19 protein-coding genes are annotated in these 20,809 nt (G+C 44.7%); 2 read left to right on the forward strand and 17 right to left on the reverse strand.

Features of this window, described 5'->3' with window-relative positions; translation table 11 throughout:
- Positions 1 to 26: 26 nt before the first annotated feature.
- The 6 genes from lipB to MKX36_RS14910 form a co-directional block, all read right to left on the reverse strand.
- Positions 27 to 725 carry a lipoyl(octanoyl) transferase LipB gene (lipB, locus tag MKX36_RS14885; protein ID WP_016822269.1) on the reverse strand — a complete coding sequence of 233 codons (699 nt, stop codon included), beginning with the start codon at positions 723 to 725 and terminating at the stop codon, positions 27 to 29.
- Between the two features lie 45 nt (positions 726 to 770).
- Positions 771 to 2,165 (reverse strand): dihydrolipoamide acetyltransferase family protein, encoded by a 1,395-nt coding sequence (locus MKX36_RS14890; protein ID WP_025365153.1) that lies wholly within the window; start codon positions 2,163 to 2,165, stop codon positions 771 to 773.
- Positions 2,166 to 2,254: 89 nt separating this feature from the next.
- On the reverse strand, positions 2,255 to 3,241 hold the full coding sequence (locus MKX36_RS14895) for an alpha-ketoacid dehydrogenase subunit beta (RefSeq protein WP_016822271.1): 987 nt from the start codon (positions 3,239 to 3,241) through the stop codon (positions 2,255 to 2,257).
- 2 nt (positions 3,242 to 3,243) lie between these two features.
- Positions 3,244 to 4,272, reverse strand: a complete 1,029-nt coding sequence (locus tag MKX36_RS14900) for a thiamine pyrophosphate-dependent dehydrogenase E1 component subunit alpha (RefSeq protein WP_013371751.1) — start codon at positions 4,270 to 4,272, stop codon at positions 3,244 to 3,246.
- A gap of 140 nt (positions 4,273 to 4,412) precedes the next feature.
- A complete protein-coding gene (gene lpdA / locus MKX36_RS14905; protein WP_340864958.1) occupies positions 4,413 to 5,834 on the reverse strand; it encodes a dihydrolipoyl dehydrogenase in 1,422 nt (473 codons plus the stop codon).
- Positions 5,835 to 5,955: 121 nt separating this feature from the next.
- On the reverse strand, positions 5,956 to 6,189 hold the full coding sequence (locus MKX36_RS14910) for a hypothetical protein (RefSeq protein WP_017427510.1): 234 nt from the start codon (positions 6,187 to 6,189) through the stop codon (positions 5,956 to 5,958).
- A 207-nt stretch (positions 6,190 to 6,396) separates the two neighbouring features.
- On the opposite strand from MKX36_RS14910, the gene MKX36_RS14915 reads away from it, so the two are divergent.
- Positions 6,397 to 6,993 (forward strand): thymidine kinase, encoded by a 597-nt coding sequence (locus MKX36_RS14915; RefSeq protein WP_026065459.1) that lies wholly within the window; start codon positions 6,397 to 6,399, stop codon positions 6,991 to 6,993.
- Positions 6,994 to 7,162: 169 nt separating this feature from the next.
- Positions 7,163 to 7,939, forward strand: a complete 777-nt coding sequence (locus tag MKX36_RS14920; RefSeq protein WP_031461691.1) for a sporulation protein — start codon at positions 7,163 to 7,165, stop codon at positions 7,937 to 7,939.
- A 121-nt stretch (positions 7,940 to 8,060) separates the two neighbouring features.
- On the opposite strand, the gene MKX36_RS14925 is transcribed toward MKX36_RS14920, so the two are convergent.
- From MKX36_RS14925 to dxs, 11 genes are all read right to left on the reverse strand, one after another.
- Entirely contained in the window at positions 8,061 to 8,465 is a 405-nt protein-coding gene (locus MKX36_RS14925; RefSeq protein WP_031461692.1) for a hypothetical protein, read from the reverse strand.
- 359 nt (positions 8,466 to 8,824) lie between these two features.
- Positions 8,825 to 9,328: a hypothetical protein gene (locus tag MKX36_RS14930; RefSeq protein WP_290402720.1), complete on the reverse strand. Its 504-nt coding sequence runs from the start codon at positions 9,326 to 9,328 to the stop codon at positions 8,825 to 8,827.
- A 169-nt stretch (positions 9,329 to 9,497) separates the two neighbouring features.
- The gene (locus MKX36_RS14935; protein ID WP_016822278.1) at positions 9,498 to 11,198 is read right to left on the reverse strand and encodes a methyl-accepting chemotaxis protein; all 1,701 of its coding nucleotides are present in this window, start codon (positions 11,196 to 11,198) and stop codon (positions 9,498 to 9,500) included.
- A 246-nt stretch (positions 11,199 to 11,444) separates the two neighbouring features.
- The gene (locus MKX36_RS14940) at positions 11,445 to 12,194 is read right to left on the reverse strand and encodes a class I SAM-dependent methyltransferase (RefSeq protein ID WP_340864959.1); all 750 of its coding nucleotides are present in this window, start codon (positions 12,192 to 12,194) and stop codon (positions 11,445 to 11,447) included.
- A gap of 560 nt (positions 12,195 to 12,754) precedes the next feature.
- Positions 12,755 to 13,558, reverse strand: a complete 804-nt coding sequence (gene spo0A, locus MKX36_RS14945; RefSeq protein WP_013371763.1) for a sporulation transcription factor Spo0A — start codon at positions 13,556 to 13,558, stop codon at positions 12,755 to 12,757.
- 216 nt (positions 13,559 to 13,774) lie between these two features.
- A complete protein-coding gene (gene spoIVB, locus MKX36_RS14950) occupies positions 13,775 to 14,935 on the reverse strand; it encodes a SpoIVB peptidase (protein ID WP_016822280.1) in 1,161 nt (386 codons plus the stop codon).
- Positions 14,936 to 15,058: 123 nt separating this feature from the next.
- Positions 15,059 to 16,777 (reverse strand): DNA repair protein RecN, encoded by a 1,719-nt coding sequence (recN, locus tag MKX36_RS14955; protein ID WP_016822281.1) that lies wholly within the window; start codon positions 16,775 to 16,777, stop codon positions 15,059 to 15,061.
- 58 nt (positions 16,778 to 16,835) lie between these two features.
- Positions 16,836 to 17,285, reverse strand: a complete 450-nt coding sequence (gene ahrC / locus MKX36_RS14960; protein ID WP_013371768.1) for a transcriptional regulator AhrC/ArgR — start codon at positions 17,283 to 17,285, stop codon at positions 16,836 to 16,838.
- Between the two features lie 16 nt (positions 17,286 to 17,301).
- The gene (locus MKX36_RS14965) at positions 17,302 to 17,778 is read right to left on the reverse strand and encodes a hypothetical protein (protein ID WP_340864960.1); all 477 of its coding nucleotides are present in this window, start codon (positions 17,776 to 17,778) and stop codon (positions 17,302 to 17,304) included.
- A gap of 154 nt (positions 17,779 to 17,932) precedes the next feature.
- The gene (locus tag MKX36_RS14970; protein ID WP_016822283.1) at positions 17,933 to 18,784 is read right to left on the reverse strand and encodes a TlyA family RNA methyltransferase; all 852 of its coding nucleotides are present in this window, start codon (positions 18,782 to 18,784) and stop codon (positions 17,933 to 17,935) included.
- A 73-nt stretch (positions 18,785 to 18,857) separates the two neighbouring features.
- Positions 18,858 to 20,756, reverse strand: coding sequence for a 1-deoxy-D-xylulose-5-phosphate synthase (dxs, locus tag MKX36_RS14975; RefSeq protein WP_016822284.1), 1,899 nt, complete (start codon positions 20,754 to 20,756; stop codon positions 18,858 to 18,860).
- Positions 20,757 to 20,809 lie beyond the last annotated feature (53 nt).

The following is a 20,809-nucleotide window of genomic DNA, read 5'->3' on the forward strand; positions in this document are numbered from 1 at the left end:
AATCACACAATTGCCCGCCTGACCTTTTATTGGAAGGAATGCGTCTGCCATTGCGCAGCAAATGAAAATTGCTGTTCAAAGTACGGCACAATTTCCCTCGCAATCTGCTCTACCGAAAAAGACTGCTGTGTACAGTCCTCTAATGATGTCACACCGTATTCCTGAATTCCGCATGGAACAATGCCTTCAAAACCTTCATGCTGTATTCCTGACTTGATGTTAAAGGCAAAGCCATGGCTGGTTACGAAGCCCCGACGGTGCTTACACTTGTTAAATTTGACACCAATGGCCGCAATTTTAAGATTCCCGATCCATACCCCCGTATATTCAGGCTTACGACTCCCTTCAATCCCATAAGATGCCAGCAACTGAATGATCACTTCTTCCAAACTTCGAAGGTATCCGTGCAGATTTAACGCCTCTCGGTTGCCAAGCACAAGTAAGGGATATCCGACAAGTTGCCCTGGTCCATGATATGTAATGTCTCCCCCACGATCAATCTGAAAGACGCTGATGCCCTGCTCTTTCAGCTGCTCTGGTGTGAGGAGCAGATGCTCAGGATGCCTCTGGGAACCAATGGTGTAGGTTGGCGGATGCTGGAGAAGCATAAGCGTTTCTCTCGCCTCCCCCGCATCCAGCTTTCCCACAATCTCCTTCTGAACATCCCAAGCATGGGCATATTCCATCCTATTCGTATAGGTTACATCAAGCGGTCGTCTGTTCACGGCCTGTCACTTCCTCTCCGTCCATTTACCTAACTGTTCGGATGATTAGTACAGCTTCGTATCTAAGGTGTAGCCTTCTAGATTTTCTTTAACCCGTTGCAGGAATCGTCCGCAAATCACTCCGTCTAAAATACGATGATCCAGCGACAGACACAGATTAGCCATCGAGCGCACCGCAATCATATCATCAATAACCACTGGTCTTTTGACAATGGATTCAAAGGTAAGAATTGCAGCCTGCGGATAGTTAATCACCGGATAAGATAAAATGGAACCAAAGGAACCGGTGTTGTTGACGGTGAACGTTCCACCCTGCATGTCGTCCAGTTTGAGTGTACCTTCGCGAGTTTTACGTGCCAAATCGTCAATTTCACGAGCTAAACCAGCAATATTTTTTTGGTCGGCTTTTTTAATAACAGGAGTAAGAACGGAGTCTTCCGTGCCTACGGCCAACGAAATATTGATGTCTCTTTTGATGATAATTTTATCGACTGCCCACACCGAATTCATGATCGGATATTCTTTGATTGCATTCACGACTGCTTTCATGAGAAAAGCCAGATACGTAATATTGATGCCTTCTTTTTGCTTGAACTCGTTTTTGATCTTGTTGCGGAGCATCACCAGATTGGTCACATCCACTTCAATCGTCGTCCAGGCATGAGGAATCTCCGAAACACTTTGCCGCATATTACGGGCAATTGCACTACGAATAGGTGTAACATCAATAAAATACTCGGATCTGTTATTGTTCCCACCCTCAACTTCAATCATAGGAACTTTCGGTGCTTCCGTTAAATGAATGCCGCTGTTGCGCACCGGAATTGTAGGGTCCATATTTTGAACTGGTGCACTATGCTGAGCGGCGGACTGCTGTATTCCTGCAAAAGGAGATCCTTGACCTTGGGTCGTCCCAGTCGTTTGGTCAGTCACTCCAGTTGGAGCTGAGCCGCCCTGCTGAACAAAATTCAGCACGTCTTTGCGAGTAATTCTTCCCCCCATGCCTGTGCCTGGCACCCTGCTTAGGTCCACATTGTGCTCAGCAGCCAGAGTTTGAACTGCTGGAGAAAAACGTCCGCGCATGGACTGATCCGATCCAGCACTCTGCTGGGATTGTGCTTGTACGTTGCCTTGAGATGCTGATGCCGCTGGTGCCGCTCCTCCTGTTGATGCTGTAGGTGCAGCCGACTTCGTCTGGATACGGCAAATCAACTCGCCTACCGCTACCGTCTGACCTTCCTCCGCCAACAGGTCACCCATAATGCCATCCAATGTGGATGGGATTTCAGCGTTCACTTTATCTGTAATGACCTCGCAAATTGGCTCAAATTGCTCTACTGTGTCACCAGGTTGTTTGAGCCATTTGGCAATTGTTGCCGATACGAGTGATTCAGCCAATTGCGGCATGGTCACGTCGTTCCATTGTGTTTGGTCTGACATTTTTTTCAACTCCTTAACATCATAGAAGGGCGCGTTTTATCGCTGCCCCACTACTCTTTTGGAATACTTTCGCCCGAATCTGCTCTATATTAATACATGGCGAGACGGCGCATGGCTTCCTTCACTTTATCCTTGTTTAACATATAAAACTTCTCCATTGGTGGACTGATCGGCATGGCTGGCACATCAGGAGCGCACAGACGCTCAATCGGTGCATCCAGTTCGAACAGACACTCTTCATTAATAATAGCTGATACCTCGGCACCGATACCGCCCGTTTTGTTGTCCTCATGAACGATTAAGACCTTACCTGTATGTCGTGCAGCCTCGATAATGGCTTCGCGATCCAATGGCTGGAGTGTGCGCAAATCCACAACATGTGCGGTAATGCCCTCTTCCTTCTCCAATTCCTCAGCTGCCTGCATAACAAAATGCAATGGCTGGCTATAACCGATGACCGTAATATCGTCACCCTCACGCAGTAGATTAGCCTTGCCGATTGGAACGATATAATCATCCTCAGGCACTTCACCCTTAATCAGCTTGTAGGATTTTTTATTTTCAAAAAACAGCACTGGGTCAGGGTCACGAATGGCTGCTTTCAGCAATCCTTTGGCGTCATAAGGTGTAAATGGAGCAACAATTTTTAGACCCGGTGTACCAAAAAAGATAGATTCCGGACACTGAGAGTGATACAAACCACCAAAAATACCGCCACCGATAGGTGCGCGGATCACCACAGGGCAATTCCAATCGTTGTTGGAGCGGTAGCGGATTTTAGCCGCTTCACTAATAATCTGATTCGTCGCTGGCAGCATGAAGTCCGAATATTGCATTTCGGCAATCGGCTTCATTCCGTACATTGCTGCACCAATTGCAACCCCTGCAATCGCCGACTCTGCCAATGGTGTATCCATGACACGTTGCTCACCGAATTGGTCCATGAGCCCCTTAGTCGTTGTAAAAACACCGCCTTTTACGCCGACGTCCTCACCTAATACAAAAACCGTTTCATCCTGCTCCATTTCTTCCTTCATAGCAAGACGTATCGCATCAATATATTCCATCATCGCCATAATTACCGACCCTCCCCATCGCTATCAGCATACACATGCAGTAGCGTATCTTCGGGCTTAGGAAAAGGCGCATTATCTGCATATTCAATGGCTTCCTTGACTTCGAGCAGCAGTTCGGCCGACAGATCTGCATCTTTGGCCTCATCCCAAATGCCGCATTCAATCAAGTAACTCTTCATGCGGGCTACGCCGTCCTTGGCCCAGTTCTCATCCACTTCCTCCTTGGTCCGGTAAGCCAGATCATTATCCGAAGTGGAGTGAGGGGACAGACGGTACATCATGGCTTCGATTAGCGTAGGACCTTCACCGCGGACAGCACGTTCACGTGCTTCCTTCACTGCGGCATATACGGCTAGCGCATCATTACCATCGACACGAATACCAGGGAATCCGTAACCCAATGCTCGGTCACTTACCTTGCCTGCCAACTGCTTATGAATCGGAACCGATATCGCATATTGATTGTTCTCGCACATAATGATGACTGGCAGCTTCTGTACACCCGCAAAGTTACAGCCTTCGTGAAAATCCCCCTGATTGCTGGAGCCTTCCCCAAACGTAACAAACGATACAAAATCCTTTTTCTGCATCTTGGCGGCCAGCGCTACACCGACTGCATGTGGAACCTGTGTGGTCACTGGGCTGGAGCCTGTCACAATACGCAGTCGTTTACTACCAAAATGCCCCGGCATCTGGCGACCGCCGCTATTAGGGTCATCTGCCTTGGCAAATGCCGACAACATCAATTCGCGCGGTGTCATGCCGACTGCAAGCACGAATCCGTAATCCCGGTAATAGGGAAGGAAATAGTCCTTTTCCCGATCTAAAGCGAAAGCTGCACCAACTTGTGCCGCCTCCTGGCCAATGCCGGAAACGTGGAAGTTAATTTTTCCTGCCCGTTGCAGGAGCATGTTGCGCTCGTCAAATCTTCTTGCGAGCAACATATATCTGTACATATCAATTACTTGTCCGTGAGTAAGTCCCAGCTGTTCATGTCTGAAGCCAGCGTCTACAGCGCCTTTAGAACTCATTGAGGCACCTCCTTAAATGTCAAACATCCTACTTTCAGCACCTAGTACCATCTTGTCTTAAAACCTGGTACTAAACTCTGACTAACCCCATTATAATCCTTTTCGCCCCAAAAAGAAAAGTACCGATTTATTTGAAACGTTTATATGCCTATCGCTTGTCCATCAACAGCCAGCATCGCTTCTCCCAAAATCTCCGACAACGTTGGATGCGGATGAATAAGCTGTCCGACTTCCCACGGCGTAGCATCCAGCAATTGCGCAAGAGCGGCCTCGCTGATCAGATCCGTTACATGCGTACCGATCATATGTACACCGAGAATATCATTAGTTGTCTGGTCCGCCACCACTTTAACGAAGCCGTCCCGACTACCGTATACTAGCGATTTCCCGATCGCTTGGAAAGGGAACTTCCCTGTTTTCACCTGGTGTCCACGTTCACGGGCTTCTTGCTCCGTCAAGCCGACGTTTGCGGCTTCAGGACGTGTGTAAATACATCGCGGAATCATATAGTTGGGTACGCTGTGAAACTCTTCGCCCGCCAAATGATGAACTGCCTGCAAACCTTCATGACTTGCTGCATGGGCCAGTTGTAAGCCGCCGATGCAATCCCCGATGGCGTAGATATGTGGCTCATTTGTCTGCAAATGCTCATTAACCGAGATAAAGCCACGCTCCACGCGGATATCTGTATTTTCCAGCCCGATATTCTCCACATTCGCCTGACGACCTACAGAAATGAGCAGTTTGGAAGCACTGAGAGTTTCGGTTTCCTCTCCTTTTTGCACGTCAATCTGTACGCCTTCCTCATCCTTGCCATAGGTTTCGGCCAACACTTGTGCCCCCGTCAGCACCTTGACACCACGCTTGGTTAACAAGCGCTGCATTTCACGCGAAACGTCCTCGTCCTCCGTAGGAATAAGTCGATTTGCGGCCTCAACCACTGTAACCTCCACGCCAAAATCATTCAGCATGGAAGCCCATTCCACGCCAATGACACCACCACCTACGATAATCAGAGATGCTGGTAGCTTCTCCATAGTCAATGCTTCGTCACTGCTCAGAATAAATTCGCCATCTGGCTCCAATCCAGGCAGCACACGCGGACGTGATCCTGTTGCAATAATGAGATGTGTAGGAACAATCGTCTCCATCTCACCATCTTCTAGCTCCACAGCCACTGCTCCGCTTTTAGGAGAAAATATAGACGGTCCAATCACGCGTCCCTTACCGCTCAGCACCGTAATTTTATTTTTACGCATCAAAAATTGAACGCCCTGGTGTAGCTGCTCCACAACGGCTTCCTTACGTTCCTGAACCTTGGGAAATACAAGCTGTGCTCCCGATGTCTCGATACCATATTGCGCACTTTCTTTAATCGTTGCATATACTTCCGCACTGCGCAGCAAAGCCTTGCTTGGTATACAACCTCGGTGCAGACAGGTTCCGCCAAGCTTGTCCTTTTCGATGATAACCACTTCCTTGCCGAGCTGAGCTGCGCGAATTGCTGCTACATACCCTCCGGTTCCTCCACCCAAAATAGCGACATCACAATGTATAGTCATGTTTCTCCTCCATTAACATTGATTATATATAGCTTATTGTACTCTCTTTATTTCACTGTACAAAATATAGCGTTTAGGCATAGGCTGCAAATCATCTACCTAATCTAGATATCTCTCCATATCATTCATACAGCGCATCTCGTAATTTGGTAGACATTCTTGGACTTTGTGCTGATTTGGCTCGTAACGCCTTGCGGAACGATTCATTTTGCTTGTTCAGAAGATCTAGCTCTGTCTCCAGCTCAATGATTAGCTCCAGAGCTTGCGGGCTAATCAGTCCTTGTTCCAGTAATGCTCTTCTTTTGGCACTATAATCCGTGTTTTTTTCGTCCATGCCTTCCACTCTTCCCTTCATTCCACTACGCTTCACCATATCATGCCCGCGGCGGCAGAGCAATGACGACCACATTTACGTTTTAAGAATAGACATACAAAAACATGTCGAAAAACAATATATTTTCTCTAGTCTGTATGTGGCTCGTTATGGTAATCTATAATGGCGTTTTCTTTCGGAGATGAAGATTTACAGCATAATGTACATGTTAAGAGAGGGGAATTCGCTTTGCCTACAGGACGAATTACGATAATTACAGGCCCCATGTTCAGTGAAAAATCCGGCGAATTAATTCGCCGTTGTCAGAAACTAATCCAATACGGGCATCGCAAGGTGGTCGCTTACAAACCAGCTGAAGATAACCGTTATGCCGAGGACGAAATTGTAAGTCGGATCGGATATCGGCTACCCGCTATCTCTATTCCAAGAAAACTTACGGATGAGCTCGTTCAGCATATTTTGCAAGAAACGAAAGATGCCGATGTGGTTGCCTTTGACGAAGTCCAGTTTTTCAGTCGACATATTATGTCGCTCATACAAGAGTTAGCTTATTGCGGAAAGCATGTCATTGCCGATGGGCTGAATCTGGATTACCGAGGCAAGGAGTTTGGCTATGTCGGTGGTCTGCTCGCTATGGCGGATGACATCGAAAAGCTGACTTCCTTCTGCGCTGTATGCGGCAGTTCGGAAGCAGTATTTACACAGCGTATGGTCAATGGGAAACCTTCCACTGTAGGACCTATCGTGATGATCGGTGACTCTGAGGCTTATGAGCCTCGTTGTCGTAAATGTTTTATACCTCCCCATAAAGTGAACTGCGATTAGTAAGCTACATGGGTCAGCAAACTCTATGCGCCTACTTGTTTTCCATTACTTTTTTCTTGCATTTTTTTGGAACGGTTTAAGCTATTTCCCCGTATATCCGGTTAAGCTGTACAGGTTTTTAGTTTTCGTGTGTTTACCATAACCATAAGATTATCGGGGGGACGGAATGATGAGTTTCTTTAACAAGATCTTAGCAAGTGCAGGAATCGGTTCAGCCAAAGTCGATACGTTAGTGGATCAAACTGTATATGTGCCTGGAGAAGAACTTAGCGGCATCATACGTATCAAGGGCGGTAAAATTGATCAGGAAATCGGCAAAATTGATATTGAGCTCAAGACTGAATATATCGTAGAGCACGATGATAAAAAAACCGTCACCACCTGCTGCATTGCGCGGATCAAGGTATCTGATGGCTTTCATCTAAAGCAAGGACAGGAGCTTGAAATCCCCTTTTCCTTCAGATTGCCTTTGGAAACCCCTGTTACTCATGCCAAACAGCCTGTCTGGCTGGAAACAGCATTGGATATTGGCATGGCTTTGGACCCGACCGATCGTGATTCACTTAAAATCGAGCCGCATCCTTATATGAGTACGGTGTTTGAGGCGGTTCACCTGTTAGGCTTCCGATTCCGTTCCTCCACCTGCGAACGTCACCCCAAGCTTGGACGCGGTGTTCCATTTGTGCAGGAGTTTGAGTTTACGCCTGGCTCGGAGTATGCACGGGATATCGAGGAGCTAGAGCTGATTATGCAGTTGGAACCCGAGGGAGTACATGTGCTTGTAGAAGTAGATCGTAGAGGCAGAGGCTTGTCCGGTTGGCTTGAGACTGCCTTCGATATGGATGAGCGTCATGCCTGGTTGAGCTTAAGCAGGGAAGAACTATCCTATGGACCAGATCATATAGCTGATGCGCTAGAGGAATTGATTGACAGGCAACTTCGCTAACAATGTAGTAAATATAGCAAAATACTAACAAAAAACTCCTAACCAATTTATTTACATATGGTTGGGAGTTTTTATGAATTATAAGAATTCTTTAATGATGGTCCTCAATAGTTTGCATAGACTAAAGTGGCAGCATATCCTGTCTTTCCGCCTTATGCTTACACTCTTTACATACTCCATATAGCGAACCATTATCATCAGCATAAAAGGTTAATTTTTCTTCTTTTTTACAAAAGGAGCATTTTTGCTTGCCTGTGCTCTGGATTGAGTCAGACAGTCCAAACCCAGCTTGAGTCTTAATATCTGCCACTTTTGTATTTGTGCGTGTCCCAGAAGACATTTTAGACTTCATTTCATTTGTGGTGCGGGATTGTCGGGCAGGCTTACGAGGACGAAATTCAATGACATTATTGCCCCGATGTTCATTCGCTTGTTTATTGCTGCTACGTCCACGCCATGCCATAACAATCCAACCCAACGCCACTAACAACACGCCGACGATCACCCAAGTCAGACTATTCCACATGCTCTCATCCCCGCCTTTGCTTTAGAATCTTTTGCATCCATACCACTAGCCCGTTCAATACGATGACTTAGCCTATAACATATGATTGTATATATCCGTGTATACAGCCTCTATGTTGGTCATTCGATTGCTACCCATGTAAAAATCTACCCTCCAGTGAAACATCCGACTCGCCTCTTAACGAGACATTGATCATGTTAGGTAAAACATGTTATGCCGAGGAGTAGTTTGAGCCTTTTTACAAATTGTACATCATCCTTTTGAAAAACGATAATATCCACTCTATGGACATCGTGCTCCTTATCATAATGCTTATCTACTTCCCGATGATGAGCACAAAAATGTCTCAGATGGCTACATTACTCCCCTTGATAATAAAAATCAATGAATCTTTTCGTCAACGGATTAAATTTATCAAAACGTTTGCGATGTGGTAAAAAGCCTGACTTATGTACTTGTTCTGCTAGTGTTTCTACATGTTCAAATCGCTTGAAAAAGGGCAGCGCAAAAGTGTAGATATCTTCAGTAATCTCTTGGATCACTCGTTCTCTTTCTGCTTCTGTGGACACAAGGTAATCCCTGTTGCCCGTATATTTCTTGGTTAAAGCGATCAACTCACTGTGAAAACAAGCCCCTGTACTATACTTCTTTTTTATACTTTTAGATTCCACGTTAATGTAAACTTTTAATGCACTATATTTGGTCGCGCCAAAACAAATTTCAAATAAAAATTCCTTGTTTTCTTTTTTCAAAACTTTTCTGCTTTTCAGATATTTAAAATCATTCAAAAATGGTACAGCTATGATTTTGTCTATCGCTAACTGACGCAGGTCACTTGCTTTAAGTTCAGTCTTATTGTCCATGATATCACTCCAACTCAAAGAATTTCCCACCATTATATCATATCTTTCCAATTACAGACCCCGCATATCTCCACGGTAAAATCGCAATATATTAATTAAAAATGAATAGGAAAAAAGCCCCTCACAATAGAGCGGCTTTTTCCCCTGAAATATAGAAACGGTATACGATTTATACCTTGAATTTACCAATTTGTCCTTGTAGATCTTCTGCCATTTTGGACAGATTTCTTGCAGAGGAAGCAATTTCCTCCATCGATGCCAGTTGTTCTTGAGTCGCGGCAGATACGTGCTGTGTCCCGGCTGCAGCCTCTTCAGCAATCGCTGAAATTTGTTTAACAAAGCCAACAATCTCATCGGTACTTGCAGACATTTGCTCCGATCCAGCAGAGACCTCTTCAATTTCACTGGCCACTTTATTAACAGTTTCCTGAATAAGCTCAAAGGATGCACCTGCATTTTGCACGACTTCCCGACCTGTCATGACATCTCGCCCATTGGATGCTACCGCCTCAATAGCATGCGAGGTGTCCTTCTGTATCAATCCCACCAGCTCCGTAATTTGTTGAGCAGAATGAGCCGATTGTTCAGCCAGCTTACGCACTTCACCTGCAACTACAGCAAAGCCGCTACCGTGGTCTCCTGCGCGGGCTGCTTCAATGGCAGCGTTCAGGGCAAGAAGATTGGTCTGACTTGAAATATTGGTGATGACATCAATAATCTTCCCAATTTCATCTGAACGCTCTCCCAATCCAGCCATAAGATCAGCCAAGCTATTCATAGAGTCATTCACGCTATTCATCTGGACAACAGCCTGCTGGATCAACTGATTGCCTTCAGCTGATTTGTGAGCTGCATCCTGAGCTGATGCAAAAACATTTTGCGCACGGATTGCAATTTGTTCCACACCAATGGACATTTCCTCAATAGCCTGGGATGACTTGGTCACCATATCTACTTGATCGCCCGTCCCTGTAGCTACTTCTTGCACTGTTTCGGTGATTTGTGCAGTTGCTTGGCTATTTTGCTCTGCGCTGGCCGTCAATTCTTCCGAGGAAGTGGTAACCAACTCAGTCGTATTACTTACAGACTGAATCAGTTGACGAAGGTTTTCAACCATAGTATTAAAGGAATGCGTCAGCGTGCTAATCTCATCCTTGCCCTTCACGACAATAGCTTCCCCAGTAAGGTCACCGGACGCAATGCTTTCAGCAGCACGACTGATGCGCAAAATAGGCTTAGAAATAATTTGGGCTATAATGATCGCCATGATCAATGCTAGGATAACGGCTGCAATGCTCAAAACAATTACTAATTGTCTACCTAAAATAAAGTTATCAACAGCTTCTTTTGTAGTCAGTTTTGATCCATCTGCATTCAACTTAATAAGCTGAGCGATCATATCGTTTGAACTATACCATAACTTATAGGATTCCTGGTGAAGGATGCTTGACTGAGTGTAATCATTAGCTCTCCCGGCTGCAATCACTTCTGGCAACTTATCCAAATACTCTGTATACGCTTTGGAGAATTTTTCATACATTTCACGTTCCTTAGGGGTAGCAATTAATTTTTCGTAAGTTTTTCGGCCTTCTTCAACTTTTTTCAAAACCTTATCATATTCGGCCTGAACCTTCTCCATTTCCTCCGGGTCACGTTCTACAATAATATTTAATGAAAGCCGCTCTACATCAGATACATCACCATTTAGTGTTCCGAGGATGGTCACACTTGGCATCCAATGGCTATCAATTTCCATTGAAGTATCGCCTAATTTTTTCATTCTCGAGATCGATACTGTACTAATCACAACCAACAGGATTATTACCGCAAGGAAACCCAATAACAATTTTGTTCGAATGTTAAATTTCATATATTCGCTCCTTAGTTCTCTATATAATAGATATTATATCGACAAGAATCGACACATTGTTTATATCAAAATTAAAGAGAATTTCAGAACTGTTTACAAAAGGAAAACTTTTCTTCGTGATTGTTATATAACTGATTGAGGCATATTATAAGCCGCGTGAGAGTATTATTTTTCAACCATCTAATTCATCTGTTGAAGCATTGCAAGCAAAAAAGAGATACCCCAAAGCGGGTATCCCTTTATGTTTTACTTCCTAGCCACAATCATAAATCGCTCTGCATTTGTCCTAATTCCTTTTGGAGTTTGGTTGTCCAGAATGAATTGTTGGAGTATTTCAAAATCATTTTGTTTTTGTCCAAAGTCAGGAATAATGGGAGTGTATTTTAAAAGGAAAACTAAGTCTGCAGGAGTCTGATAATATTCGGTTGCATTAAATTCGAATGACTGAATGTCGTTAAAGCCCGCTTCATTTAGTTCTGTAATACATTGAGTTTTCAACGAATCTTTCTTATTACCCAATGCCTGCCCTCTTCCAAACGCTTCTTTAATGTTTAATTTGTCATTTTCGCTTACTTGCTGTGTTAAAAATATACCACCCTTAACTAACACCTTAACTATTTCTTTTGCACAGAAACACGAATGTCGAGAAGAGACTACATTAAAGAATTCCTTGGGAAAATTCAGATTTTCAGCATCCATCTGAAGAAAACGAACATTCGCTATATCAGATTTGATAGAGTTCTTTGTTGCCGTTTCAATCATTCCAGTAGATTGGTCAATCCCGACTAAAAGTAATGCAGAATTTGCTATTGCTAAAATAGCTTCCCCACCACCCGTGCCGATATCAAGCAATATGTCCGACTTCTCGCACGTCTTTGATACTTCATTGTAGAAGTCCCATTTTACTCCTTCCGAGATACATTTCACATTACTGAAATTCCATCCGTTAGTTTTTCCAACCTTATCATAAAACTCTTTATATTCAATTGATTTCATTTTTATCCACCTTCAAATAAGATAATAAACTACAGAATGGCAAACCGAATTTATTCAAAATTTTAGTTTTGTAGTCAACAGGGTAGACTCCCCCCTTAACAGCTGGTACGCGTTTTTTTCCAGCCCGGAAACTAAATACTTCGAACAATATGGAAAGACATCCGATTCACCTCATTTGAATGTTTGCTTTAATTATATTTCTAATCAGGCATACCAATCAAGAATGATTCGTCGCTAAACTTCTTTGCCCCTTCTCCTATATGGAGTAGCGTATATCCACTAGAATTAAAGCCCTGCTTAGTGTTAGAGATTTAGTTTAAGGGTAGCAGACAGCAGCACATGTAGAGGCAAAAGATTGTTAGGTTAAAATTCAAAATTGTTCGTAAAAAATACCGCTTATTTATCGGTCATGGATGAGCCAATAAATAAGCGGTATTTGCTGATTTTACAATTCAAAAGCTTATTCGTATAAGGACGGTTGTTGGGGACATTATTAGCCATCCCTTCATTCTAACACTGACAAATATCAAAGTCGGAATCCATTAATCATCCTGATCCTTTCAGGACACCTTATTCTCAATCCGCAATTTGTCTGCGACCATCGCTATAAATTCTGAGTTCGTTGGTTTGGACTTGCTGATATTAATAGTGTAGCCGAACAGGTGAGAGATGCTGTCGATATTTCCACGGGTCCATGCTACCTCAATAGCATGACGAATGGCGCGTTCTACGCGGGATGCCGTCGTTTTGAACTTTTCGGCAATTGCCGGATATAGAGTTTTAGTGATGGCTCCCAAAATTTCGATATTATTGTACACCATCGTAATGGCTTCACGTAGATATTGATAACCCTTGATGTGAGCTGGTACACCAATCTCATGGATGATAGCAGTGATGCTGGCATCCAGGTTTTTCGTCTTACCCATAGGCACAACGTTGGACCGCATAGATGAAACGGTTACCGGGCTGTTGCTGACTAATTGCGGTCCTACCAATTGGCGTATACGGTTCGCAAGCACTTCCATATCAAACGGCTTCAAAATATAATAAGATGCCCCGAGTTGAACGGCCCTTTGTGTAATATTTTCTTGACCGAATGCAGTCAGCATAATGATTTTCGGTTGTGGAGTCAGGTTCATTTCTCTCAAACGCTCCAATACACCGAGACCATCCAGATGAGGCATAATAATATCTAAAATAAGTACATCAGGTATGTTGCGGGATTCTGCGATGCGTTGGAGTACTTCTTCACCATTGAAGGCGATTCCTGTAACTTCCATATCCTCCTGATCGGAAATATATTCAGCAAGCAAATTCGTAAATTCCCGGTTGTCATCAGCCAACAATACCTCAATTTTTTGCAATGTACTTCCTCCTTAGTGAGTGTTATTCCATTGGGACATCTGTTTGCATTAAATAAATATTTCTTGTCGGAGTATATGATTTCGACATCGAATTATGAATTCCTTCTGTCGAAAATTATTTTTATTTATTTTTTTTATAAATTCAATTATAATTGAATTTTTATCTTGCAAATCTGAGTTATTCCTCTCCTTTTCGACAAAAAAATCTTAAGGCCACTAGCTCGCCTTAAGATTAGAGGATGACTTCAAGCTCAGTTTATTATGCATGATTCCTGCGTCACGCAACATCCATTCGATAAAACATCCGTAACCTGATTTAGGATCATTAACAAATACATGCGTTACAGCTCCGATCAGCTTACCATTTTGGATAATCGGACTACCACTCATTCCTTGCACGATTCCGCCGGTCTTATCTAATAGCTTTGGATCTACAACCCGAATCACAAGCCCTTTGGTTGCTGGTTTATCCTGCTGAGAAATGTGTACAATTTCTGCCTGAAAACGCTGAATTTGTTGACCTTCCAGTACAGTCAAAATTTCTGCTGGTCCTTCTTTTACTTCATTCGCAAGTCCCACCGGAATGGGCGTCGAATACAATCCATTTTGCGGCTCATCTGACATTTTCCCAAATATTCCAAAGCTCGTATTTCGTTCAATATTTCCTAAGATCCGATGATCCTTGAGAAAATGAGCACGTTTCTCTCCGGGTTCCCCACTCTGGCTTTTCGCAATTGACGTCACATTGGATTGCACAATCTCTCCGCTGCCCACGACAATGGGAGTTTGAGTATTCATATCAGTAATTACATGACCCAAGGCCCCGTAAACCCCCTGATCCGGTGCATAAAACGTTAATGTACCTACGCCTGCAGCCGAGTCTCTAATATATAACCCGAGCCGCCACGCTTTATCCTCTTGATCATATGCTGGGGTTAACTTGGTGGAGATCGTCTGTTCGCCTCGACAAAGCGTGATGTCAAGCGGCTTTTTGTTTTTACCTGCCTCGTCCACGGCTTCCGCTACCCTGGCGAGACTATTGAGGGGTTTGCCGTTCATGTGTGTAATACGGTCCCCTAGGCGAATACCAGCTGTCTCACCAGGTGACACCTTACGATCATTGCTTTCCTGAATGATATGGTGACCAACGACAAGCACTCCTGAAGATTTTACTTTGACCCCGATCGTCTGGCCCCCTGGGTATACTTTCAAATCGGGAACCACGCTCTCCTGGGTTGTTTTCATGCTTTTAGAGCCGAACAAATCCAAAGAAGCTTGTAGAGGCAGCGCTGCTTGCACATGCTGAGCGTTACCGAGAGAACACATAAGAAAAACAAGCAAAAGACCGAGCAATTTGATCCTGGAGAAAAAATTCAATGGCTGTCACGCTCCCTTTGCTTCTTTCGCTTGACGAGTAAAGGTGGTCGCCAATTGCGTACCTATAAGGTAACCTTGCCCCCAGGCTTTTATAACTGTTAATCATTACGCCAGCCGCTCTTTTCAGGCTTTCTTTCCTTCCGCCAAATTCAGCATTTCCTGTGCGTGATGCAATGTTTTTTCGGTAATTTCTACGCCGCCCAGCATCCGTGCCAATTCCTTAACCCGGCCTTCCTCCGTTAGTCCCTCAATTTGAGTCATGGTTCGTCCGTCATGCACATTTTTTTCAATCAGGTACTGATGATCTGCCATACACGCCACCTGCGGCAAATGAGTAATGGAAAACACCTGACAAACGGAAGACAAACGATACAGCTTCTCGGCTATAGACTGAGCTGCACGACCACTTACCCCGGTATCCACCTCGTCAAAAATGAGCACCGGTATTTGATCATGACGCGCAAAAATACTTTTCATTGCCAACATAATACGTGATAACTCACCACCAGAAGCGATTTTACCGAGTGGGCGAAGTGGCTCACCTGGATTGGGCGAAATCAGAAATTCCGCATTATCTATCCCTTGCTTGGTAGGTCGTACCTTTAGACCCTTATATTCATATCCCCGTGGATCTTCAATTGGATCAATGCGTACCTTGAGTGACGTTCTTTCCATTTGAAGATCTTTTAATTCCTGCTCTACTTGCTCTGCAAGCTCTTCGGCACAAATTTCACGCGCTTCTGTAAGCTCTTCAGCAATCTCCAGCAAATCCGAAAGCAACTCATCCCGCTTTGCAATGAGCTGCTCCAGCCGCTCATCTTTATTTTCCAACAGATCGGTTTCCTGCTCAATACGGCTATAGTATTCCAAAATCTGTTCTATACTATCACCATATTTTCGCTGTAGTCCGGTAATTTGATTCAAACGTTGCTCCACCTCATGCAGCTTGCCCGGATTAAATTCAATATCCTCACGATAAGAACGTAATTGAAACGCTGCATCTTCCAACTGATAGAAAGCAGACTGAATCTGCTCCGCAATGGGCTGAAGACTTTTACTATCATAGCTCTGAACATCATTTAATCTGGACAACACGTTATTGACCGTATCCAGCCCGCCTCTGCCACTTAACAGCTCATATGCTCCTGATATTCCATCCATCATTTTCTCACTATGGGATAGCTTGACCCGTTCCTCTGCCAATAATTCATCTTCACCCAATTTTAACTCTGCCGCAGCGATCTCTTCCAATTGGAAACGATACATGTCCAATAGCTGATAAGCCTTTTGACTGGAGCTTTGCAATTCCCTTACTTCTTTTTCCGCTTTGACAAAAGCATTGTAGCGCTCCCTGTAAAGCGCTTTGACTGGACCGATGACTGAATCACCGAACGTATCCAGCAGCGCCAGATGTCGATCTGCACGCAGCAAGCTTTGATGCTCATGCTGCCCATGAATATTAACGAGTTGCTCACCTACCTCACGCAACATCGTTAAATTAACCATCTGACCGTTAATTCGAGATGAACTTTTCCCTTGAACCGTAAGTTCTCGACGAATCAGTAAATGCTCTTCTGGGTTAGCCTTAATCCCTTGTTCCTCCAACGTATTCCAAACGGGATGTTTGATCGGCAATTCAAATAAGGCTTCCATTTCTGCTTTATCACAACCGTAACGCACAAGGTCAGCAGAGCCCCTGCCGCCCGCAATCAGCCCAAGTGCGTCAATAATAATGGATTTACCAGCACCAGTTTCCCCGCTCAATACATGAAATCCTTTATAAAAATGAACATCGACAGCCTCTACGACTGCCAAATTCCGTATAGACAAAGTGACCAGCATCGTTCTTTCACCTCTATGATGTACAAATTAAAACGCCTAATATGCGTAGCCTTTATAATTAGGAAATGTAGCCCATAAGACGATTCACGATAGTTTCACTGTTTTCTTCCGATCGGCAAATAATCAAAATGGTGTCATCCCCGCTAATCGTACCCATGACCTCAGACCATTCGATATTGTCTAATAAAGCAGCAATCGAGTTAGCTGTTCCTGGCAGGCACTTCATCACAATCAGATTGGTTGTGTAGTCAATATGCAAAAAGTTGTCAACCAATGTACGTTTCAGTTTCTGCGTCGGATTGTAACGCTGGTCTGAAGGCATCGAATATTTATATCTGCCGTCGTCCATTGGAACCTTTATGAGCAGCAGTTCTTTGATATCCCGGGATACAGTGGCCTGGGTGACCTGAAAACCAGCCTCACGCAATGCTTCAACTAGATCATCCTGCGTTTCAATCTCATGTTGTGAAATAATTTCCCTGATTTTAATATGTCGTTGACCCTTCATATAATCCTCCTATGGATTAACCTTCATATTCCTCTTCTTCGAGGTCTTCCACTATTGTAATAAGGCGAATACTTTTCTCGTCCGTATCAACGTACAATACCCCCGCACAGCCTGGATAGAGCAGCAAATAAGGCATAAGCCTGTCCCGTAAATCAGGACCGTTCCACTCCATAGGTTTCTTGCGGCGTGACGTTTTGACCATATATGTCGAACCGTTACGTACAGCTACGTAGTCAATAAACAAACGGCTATACACGGTATGTCCATTCACTTTAAAAGCAAGCGGTATTTTCATTTTCCCGCCCACCACCTCATATCCTGCTTCCTCCAGTTGGTCCACAGCAGGTCCTTCGTTCAAATCCTCATTAATCGGTATCGTTTTTAGCACAAGCGGTCCCGGCTCCTTTAACCAGGCACGCAGGCTATAAAAAGCCCATATCCCTAATATCACCCCGATCACAGTGATGATAACCGTATCGTATCGCGTGTCCATGAACCGATCACCTCATGGACATATTCTAGGACATGACGCAAAATTCCTTTTCATCTGTACATCCATTATAGGCGAACGTGAGTTCTACAAGCAATCCCTCACACCAAAAAGAGGTTCTCTTAAGTTCACAGAACTCATGGAGAACCCCTGAATGTCACTTACGCGATGGGCCATTATTAAAAGTCTGACCTGCTTCCTGAACAGTTCGTTCAATCAGTGGACTGTAATCCATCTTTTCCAGCTGCGATTCTGCGGCCGGGAGCCCATCCAAACGCCAATGCGCTAAAAATTCAATATTTCCTTCGCCGCCTGTAATCGGGGAAAAGGCCAAGCCTTGCAACGTAAGTCCAAGCTCATGTGCAAACATCAAGATGGTCTGCAACACTTCTTTATGCGTAGCAGGTTCTCGAACCACGCCAGATTTCCCAACCTTTTCGCGACCAGCTTCGAATTGAGGCTTGATTAGAGCTACAATATCAGCAGGTTGATGCAGCAATGCAAGCAATGGCGGCAAAATAATTCGTAACGAAATAAAAGAAACATCAATACTTGCGAAATTAGGCACAGGACCGCTCAAATCCGCAGGTGTCATATATCTGAAATTCGTTTTCTCCATAACGCATACACGCTCATCATTACGAAGTGACCAATCCAGCTGATTATACCCCACATCAATGGCATACACGTACTGAGCTCCATGTTGAAGCGCACAATCCGTAAAGCCTCCGGTTGATGAACCGATATCTAGCATCGTCCTGCCCTTCATGTCCAGCTCGAATTGACGGATGGCCTTTTCGAGCTTCAACCCTCCACGGCTTACATACGGATGCACCGAACCTTTAACTTTAAGCTCACTGGAACGGGGTACCTTCATTCCCGCTTTCTCGATCCGTTCACTGTCCGCCAACACTAAACCTGCCATGATCGCGGCTTTAGCTTTTTCGCGGCTTTCAAAAAAACCTTGTTCTACAAGCAATACATCAATGCGTTCCTTCGGAACAGACATATTAATCTCCCTTTAGGCAGCCAGGCTGCTCTTGTCATACTTTTTATAAAAACATGTTGTTTATTTTAATTACCTATACAGATTGCCCCATGCCATATGCTGGCTCAGCGGACCACTTACGCAGCTTTAAGCACACAGCTTCAACGGTAAGTCCCACTTCAGCACGCTGCTCTTTGATGGAGCCGTGCTCCACAAACAGATCGGGAATCCCCATTAAGCGCACCTGTGCATCTTGTATTTCTTCTTTGGCGTAAAATTCCAGTACAGCACTACCCAAACTTCCTGCTTCAGAAGCTTCTTCCAATACGATCAGCTTCGTATGCTGGCGGGCCAGCTCACGCAACATCTCCTCATCCAAAGGCTTGAGGAAGCGAGCATTCACAACGCCCACTTGCATACCCTCACGTTTCATCGCCTCCGCAGCCTCTGTCGCCACTTGGAGCATCGGTCCTGAAGCGATTACAGCGAAGCCCTCACCTTTACGCAGAAGCTCCCAACTGCCGATAGGAATAACCCGCAATTCTTTATCCAACGGCACGCCAACCACATTAACACGTGGGTAACGATAAGCAATTGGACCATCTTCGTAGTCAAGTGCTGTTTTCATCATATGGCGGAGCTCATTTTCATCCTTTGGCATCATAAGCACAAGATTCGGGATATGACGCAAGAATGCTACATCAAACACGCCATGATGAGTTTCACCGTCTGCACCAACAAAACCAGCACGATCAATCGCGAACATCACATTGGCATTATGACGACAAATATCGTGCACAATTTGGTCATATGCACGCTGCATAAAAGTGGAATACACCGCAAATACCGGCTTCATCCCTTCCATTGCTAACGCTGCACACATGGTTGCAGCATGCTGCTCAGCAATGCCGACGTCGATCATACGTGTAGGAAACTCTTTACTAAAAGGTACTAGTCCTGATCCACCAGGCATTGCAGGGGTGACCGCAATGATGCGCTCATCCTGTTCAGCCAGCTCAATCAGCGTTCTACCGAAAATTTCCGTATACATCGGATTGCCTACAGCTTTGAGTACCTGACCTGATTCAATTTTGTATGGACTGATGCCGTGCCACTTGTGTGAATCGGCCTCCGCAGGCTTATAGCCTTTACCCTTGGTGGTTACGACATGCACTAATACAGGGCCAGTCACGTTATCAGCCTGCTGAAAAGTCTCAATTAGCTTGGACAAATCATGTCCGTCCACCGGACCAAGATACGTAAATCCCAGCTCTTCAAACAGCACACCTGGAACCATCATATATTTAAGACTGTCCTTGACGCGGCCAGCCGATTTGGCAAGTTTACCGCCTATAGCGGGTATTTTTTTCAGCAAAACTTCCAGCTCATCCTTTGCCCGCAAATAGTGACGGTCCGAGCGAATTTTGCTCAAATAATTATGCATGGCCCCTACATTCGGGGCGATGGACATTTCATTATCATTCAGAATGACCATTAAATTTTTACGTTCATGACCAATATGGTTTAATGCTTCGAAGGCCATGCCCCCAGTCAACGCGCCGTCCCCGATCATTGCAATAACTTTATTGTCCTCGCCCTTCAAATCACGTGCCAAGGCCATCCCCATTGCAGCCGAAAGGGAAGTGCTGCTATGTCCAGCTTCCCAAACATCATGCTCGCTCTCGCTTCTTTTTACAAAACCACAAAGTCCATCACGCTGACGAAGTGTATCAAAACGATCCATTCGCCCTGTCAATATTTTGTGCACGTAGGCTTGGTGCCCAACGTCATAAATCATCTTGTCCTTTGGACTGTTATAGCAATAATGCAGGGCGATCGTGAGCTCAACCACTCCCAGATTCGATGCCAGATGCCCCCCAGTCACGGACAGCTTCTCAATCAAAAAGCTCCTGATTTCCTCGGCTAGAGAAGCCAACTCCTCAACCGACAGTGATTTCAGATCGCCTGGTTGCTTTATGTGTGGAAGCAGCACGCATATCTCCCCGCTTTCCTTCAAGTTTGTGTGTAAAGTTAACAAGTATTATA

Origin of the sequence: Paenibacillus sp. FSL W8-0439 (assembly GCF_038008995.1) — a bacterium.
GTDB lineage: Bacteria > Bacillota > Bacilli > Paenibacillales > Paenibacillaceae > Paenibacillus > Paenibacillus polymyxa.

What these genes read in the sequence shown, in the direction of transcription:
- MKX36_RS14890 (WP_025365153.1), bottom strand. Translation starts at nt 2,165, where the DNA reads ATGTCAGACCAAACACAATGGAACGACGTGACCATGCCGCAATTGGCT.
- MKX36_RS14895 (WP_016822271.1), bottom strand. Translation starts at nt 3,241, where the DNA reads ATGGCGATGATGGAATATATTGATGCGATACGTCTTGCTATGAAGGAA.
- MKX36_RS14900 (WP_013371751.1), bottom strand. Translation starts at nt 4,272, where the DNA reads ATGAGTTCTAAAGGCGCTGTAGACGCTGGCTTCAGACATGAACAGCTG.
- lpdA (WP_340864958.1), bottom strand. Translation starts at nt 5,834, where the DNA reads ATGACTATACATTGTGATGTCGCTATTTTGGGTGGAGGAACCGGAGGG.
- MKX36_RS14910 (WP_017427510.1), bottom strand. Translation starts at nt 6,189, where the DNA reads ATGAAGGGAAGAGTGGAAGGCATGGACGAAAAAAACACGGATTATAGT.
- MKX36_RS14920 (WP_031461691.1), top strand. Translation starts at nt 7,163, where the DNA reads ATGAGTTTCTTTAACAAGATCTTAGCAAGTGCAGGAATCGGTTCAGCC.
- MKX36_RS14925 (WP_031461692.1), bottom strand. Translation starts at nt 8,465, where the DNA reads ATGTGGAATAGTCTGACTTGGGTGATCGTCGGCGTGTTGTTAGTGGCG.
- MKX36_RS14930 (WP_290402720.1), bottom strand. Translation starts at nt 9,328, where the DNA reads ATGGACAATAAGACTGAACTTAAAGCAAGTGACCTGCGTCAGTTAGCG.
- MKX36_RS14935 (WP_016822278.1), bottom strand. Translation starts at nt 11,198, where the DNA reads ATGAAATTTAACATTCGAACAAAATTGTTATTGGGTTTCCTTGCGGTA.
- MKX36_RS14940 (WP_340864959.1), bottom strand. Translation starts at nt 12,194, where the DNA reads ATGAAATCAATTGAATATAAAGAGTTTTATGATAAGGTTGGAAAAACT.
- recN (WP_016822281.1), bottom strand. Translation starts at nt 16,777, where the DNA reads ATGCTGGTCACTTTGTCTATACGGAATTTGGCAGTCGTAGAGGCTGTC.
- ahrC (WP_013371768.1), bottom strand. Translation starts at nt 17,285, where the DNA reads ATGAAGGGTCAACGACATATTAAAATCAGGGAAATTATTTCACAACAT.
- MKX36_RS14965 (WP_340864960.1), bottom strand. Translation starts at nt 17,778, where the DNA reads ATGGACACGCGATACGATACGGTTATCATCACTGTGATCGGGGTGATA.
- MKX36_RS14970 (WP_016822283.1), bottom strand. Translation starts at nt 18,784, where the DNA reads ATGTCTGTTCCGAAGGAACGCATTGATGTATTGCTTGTAGAACAAGGT.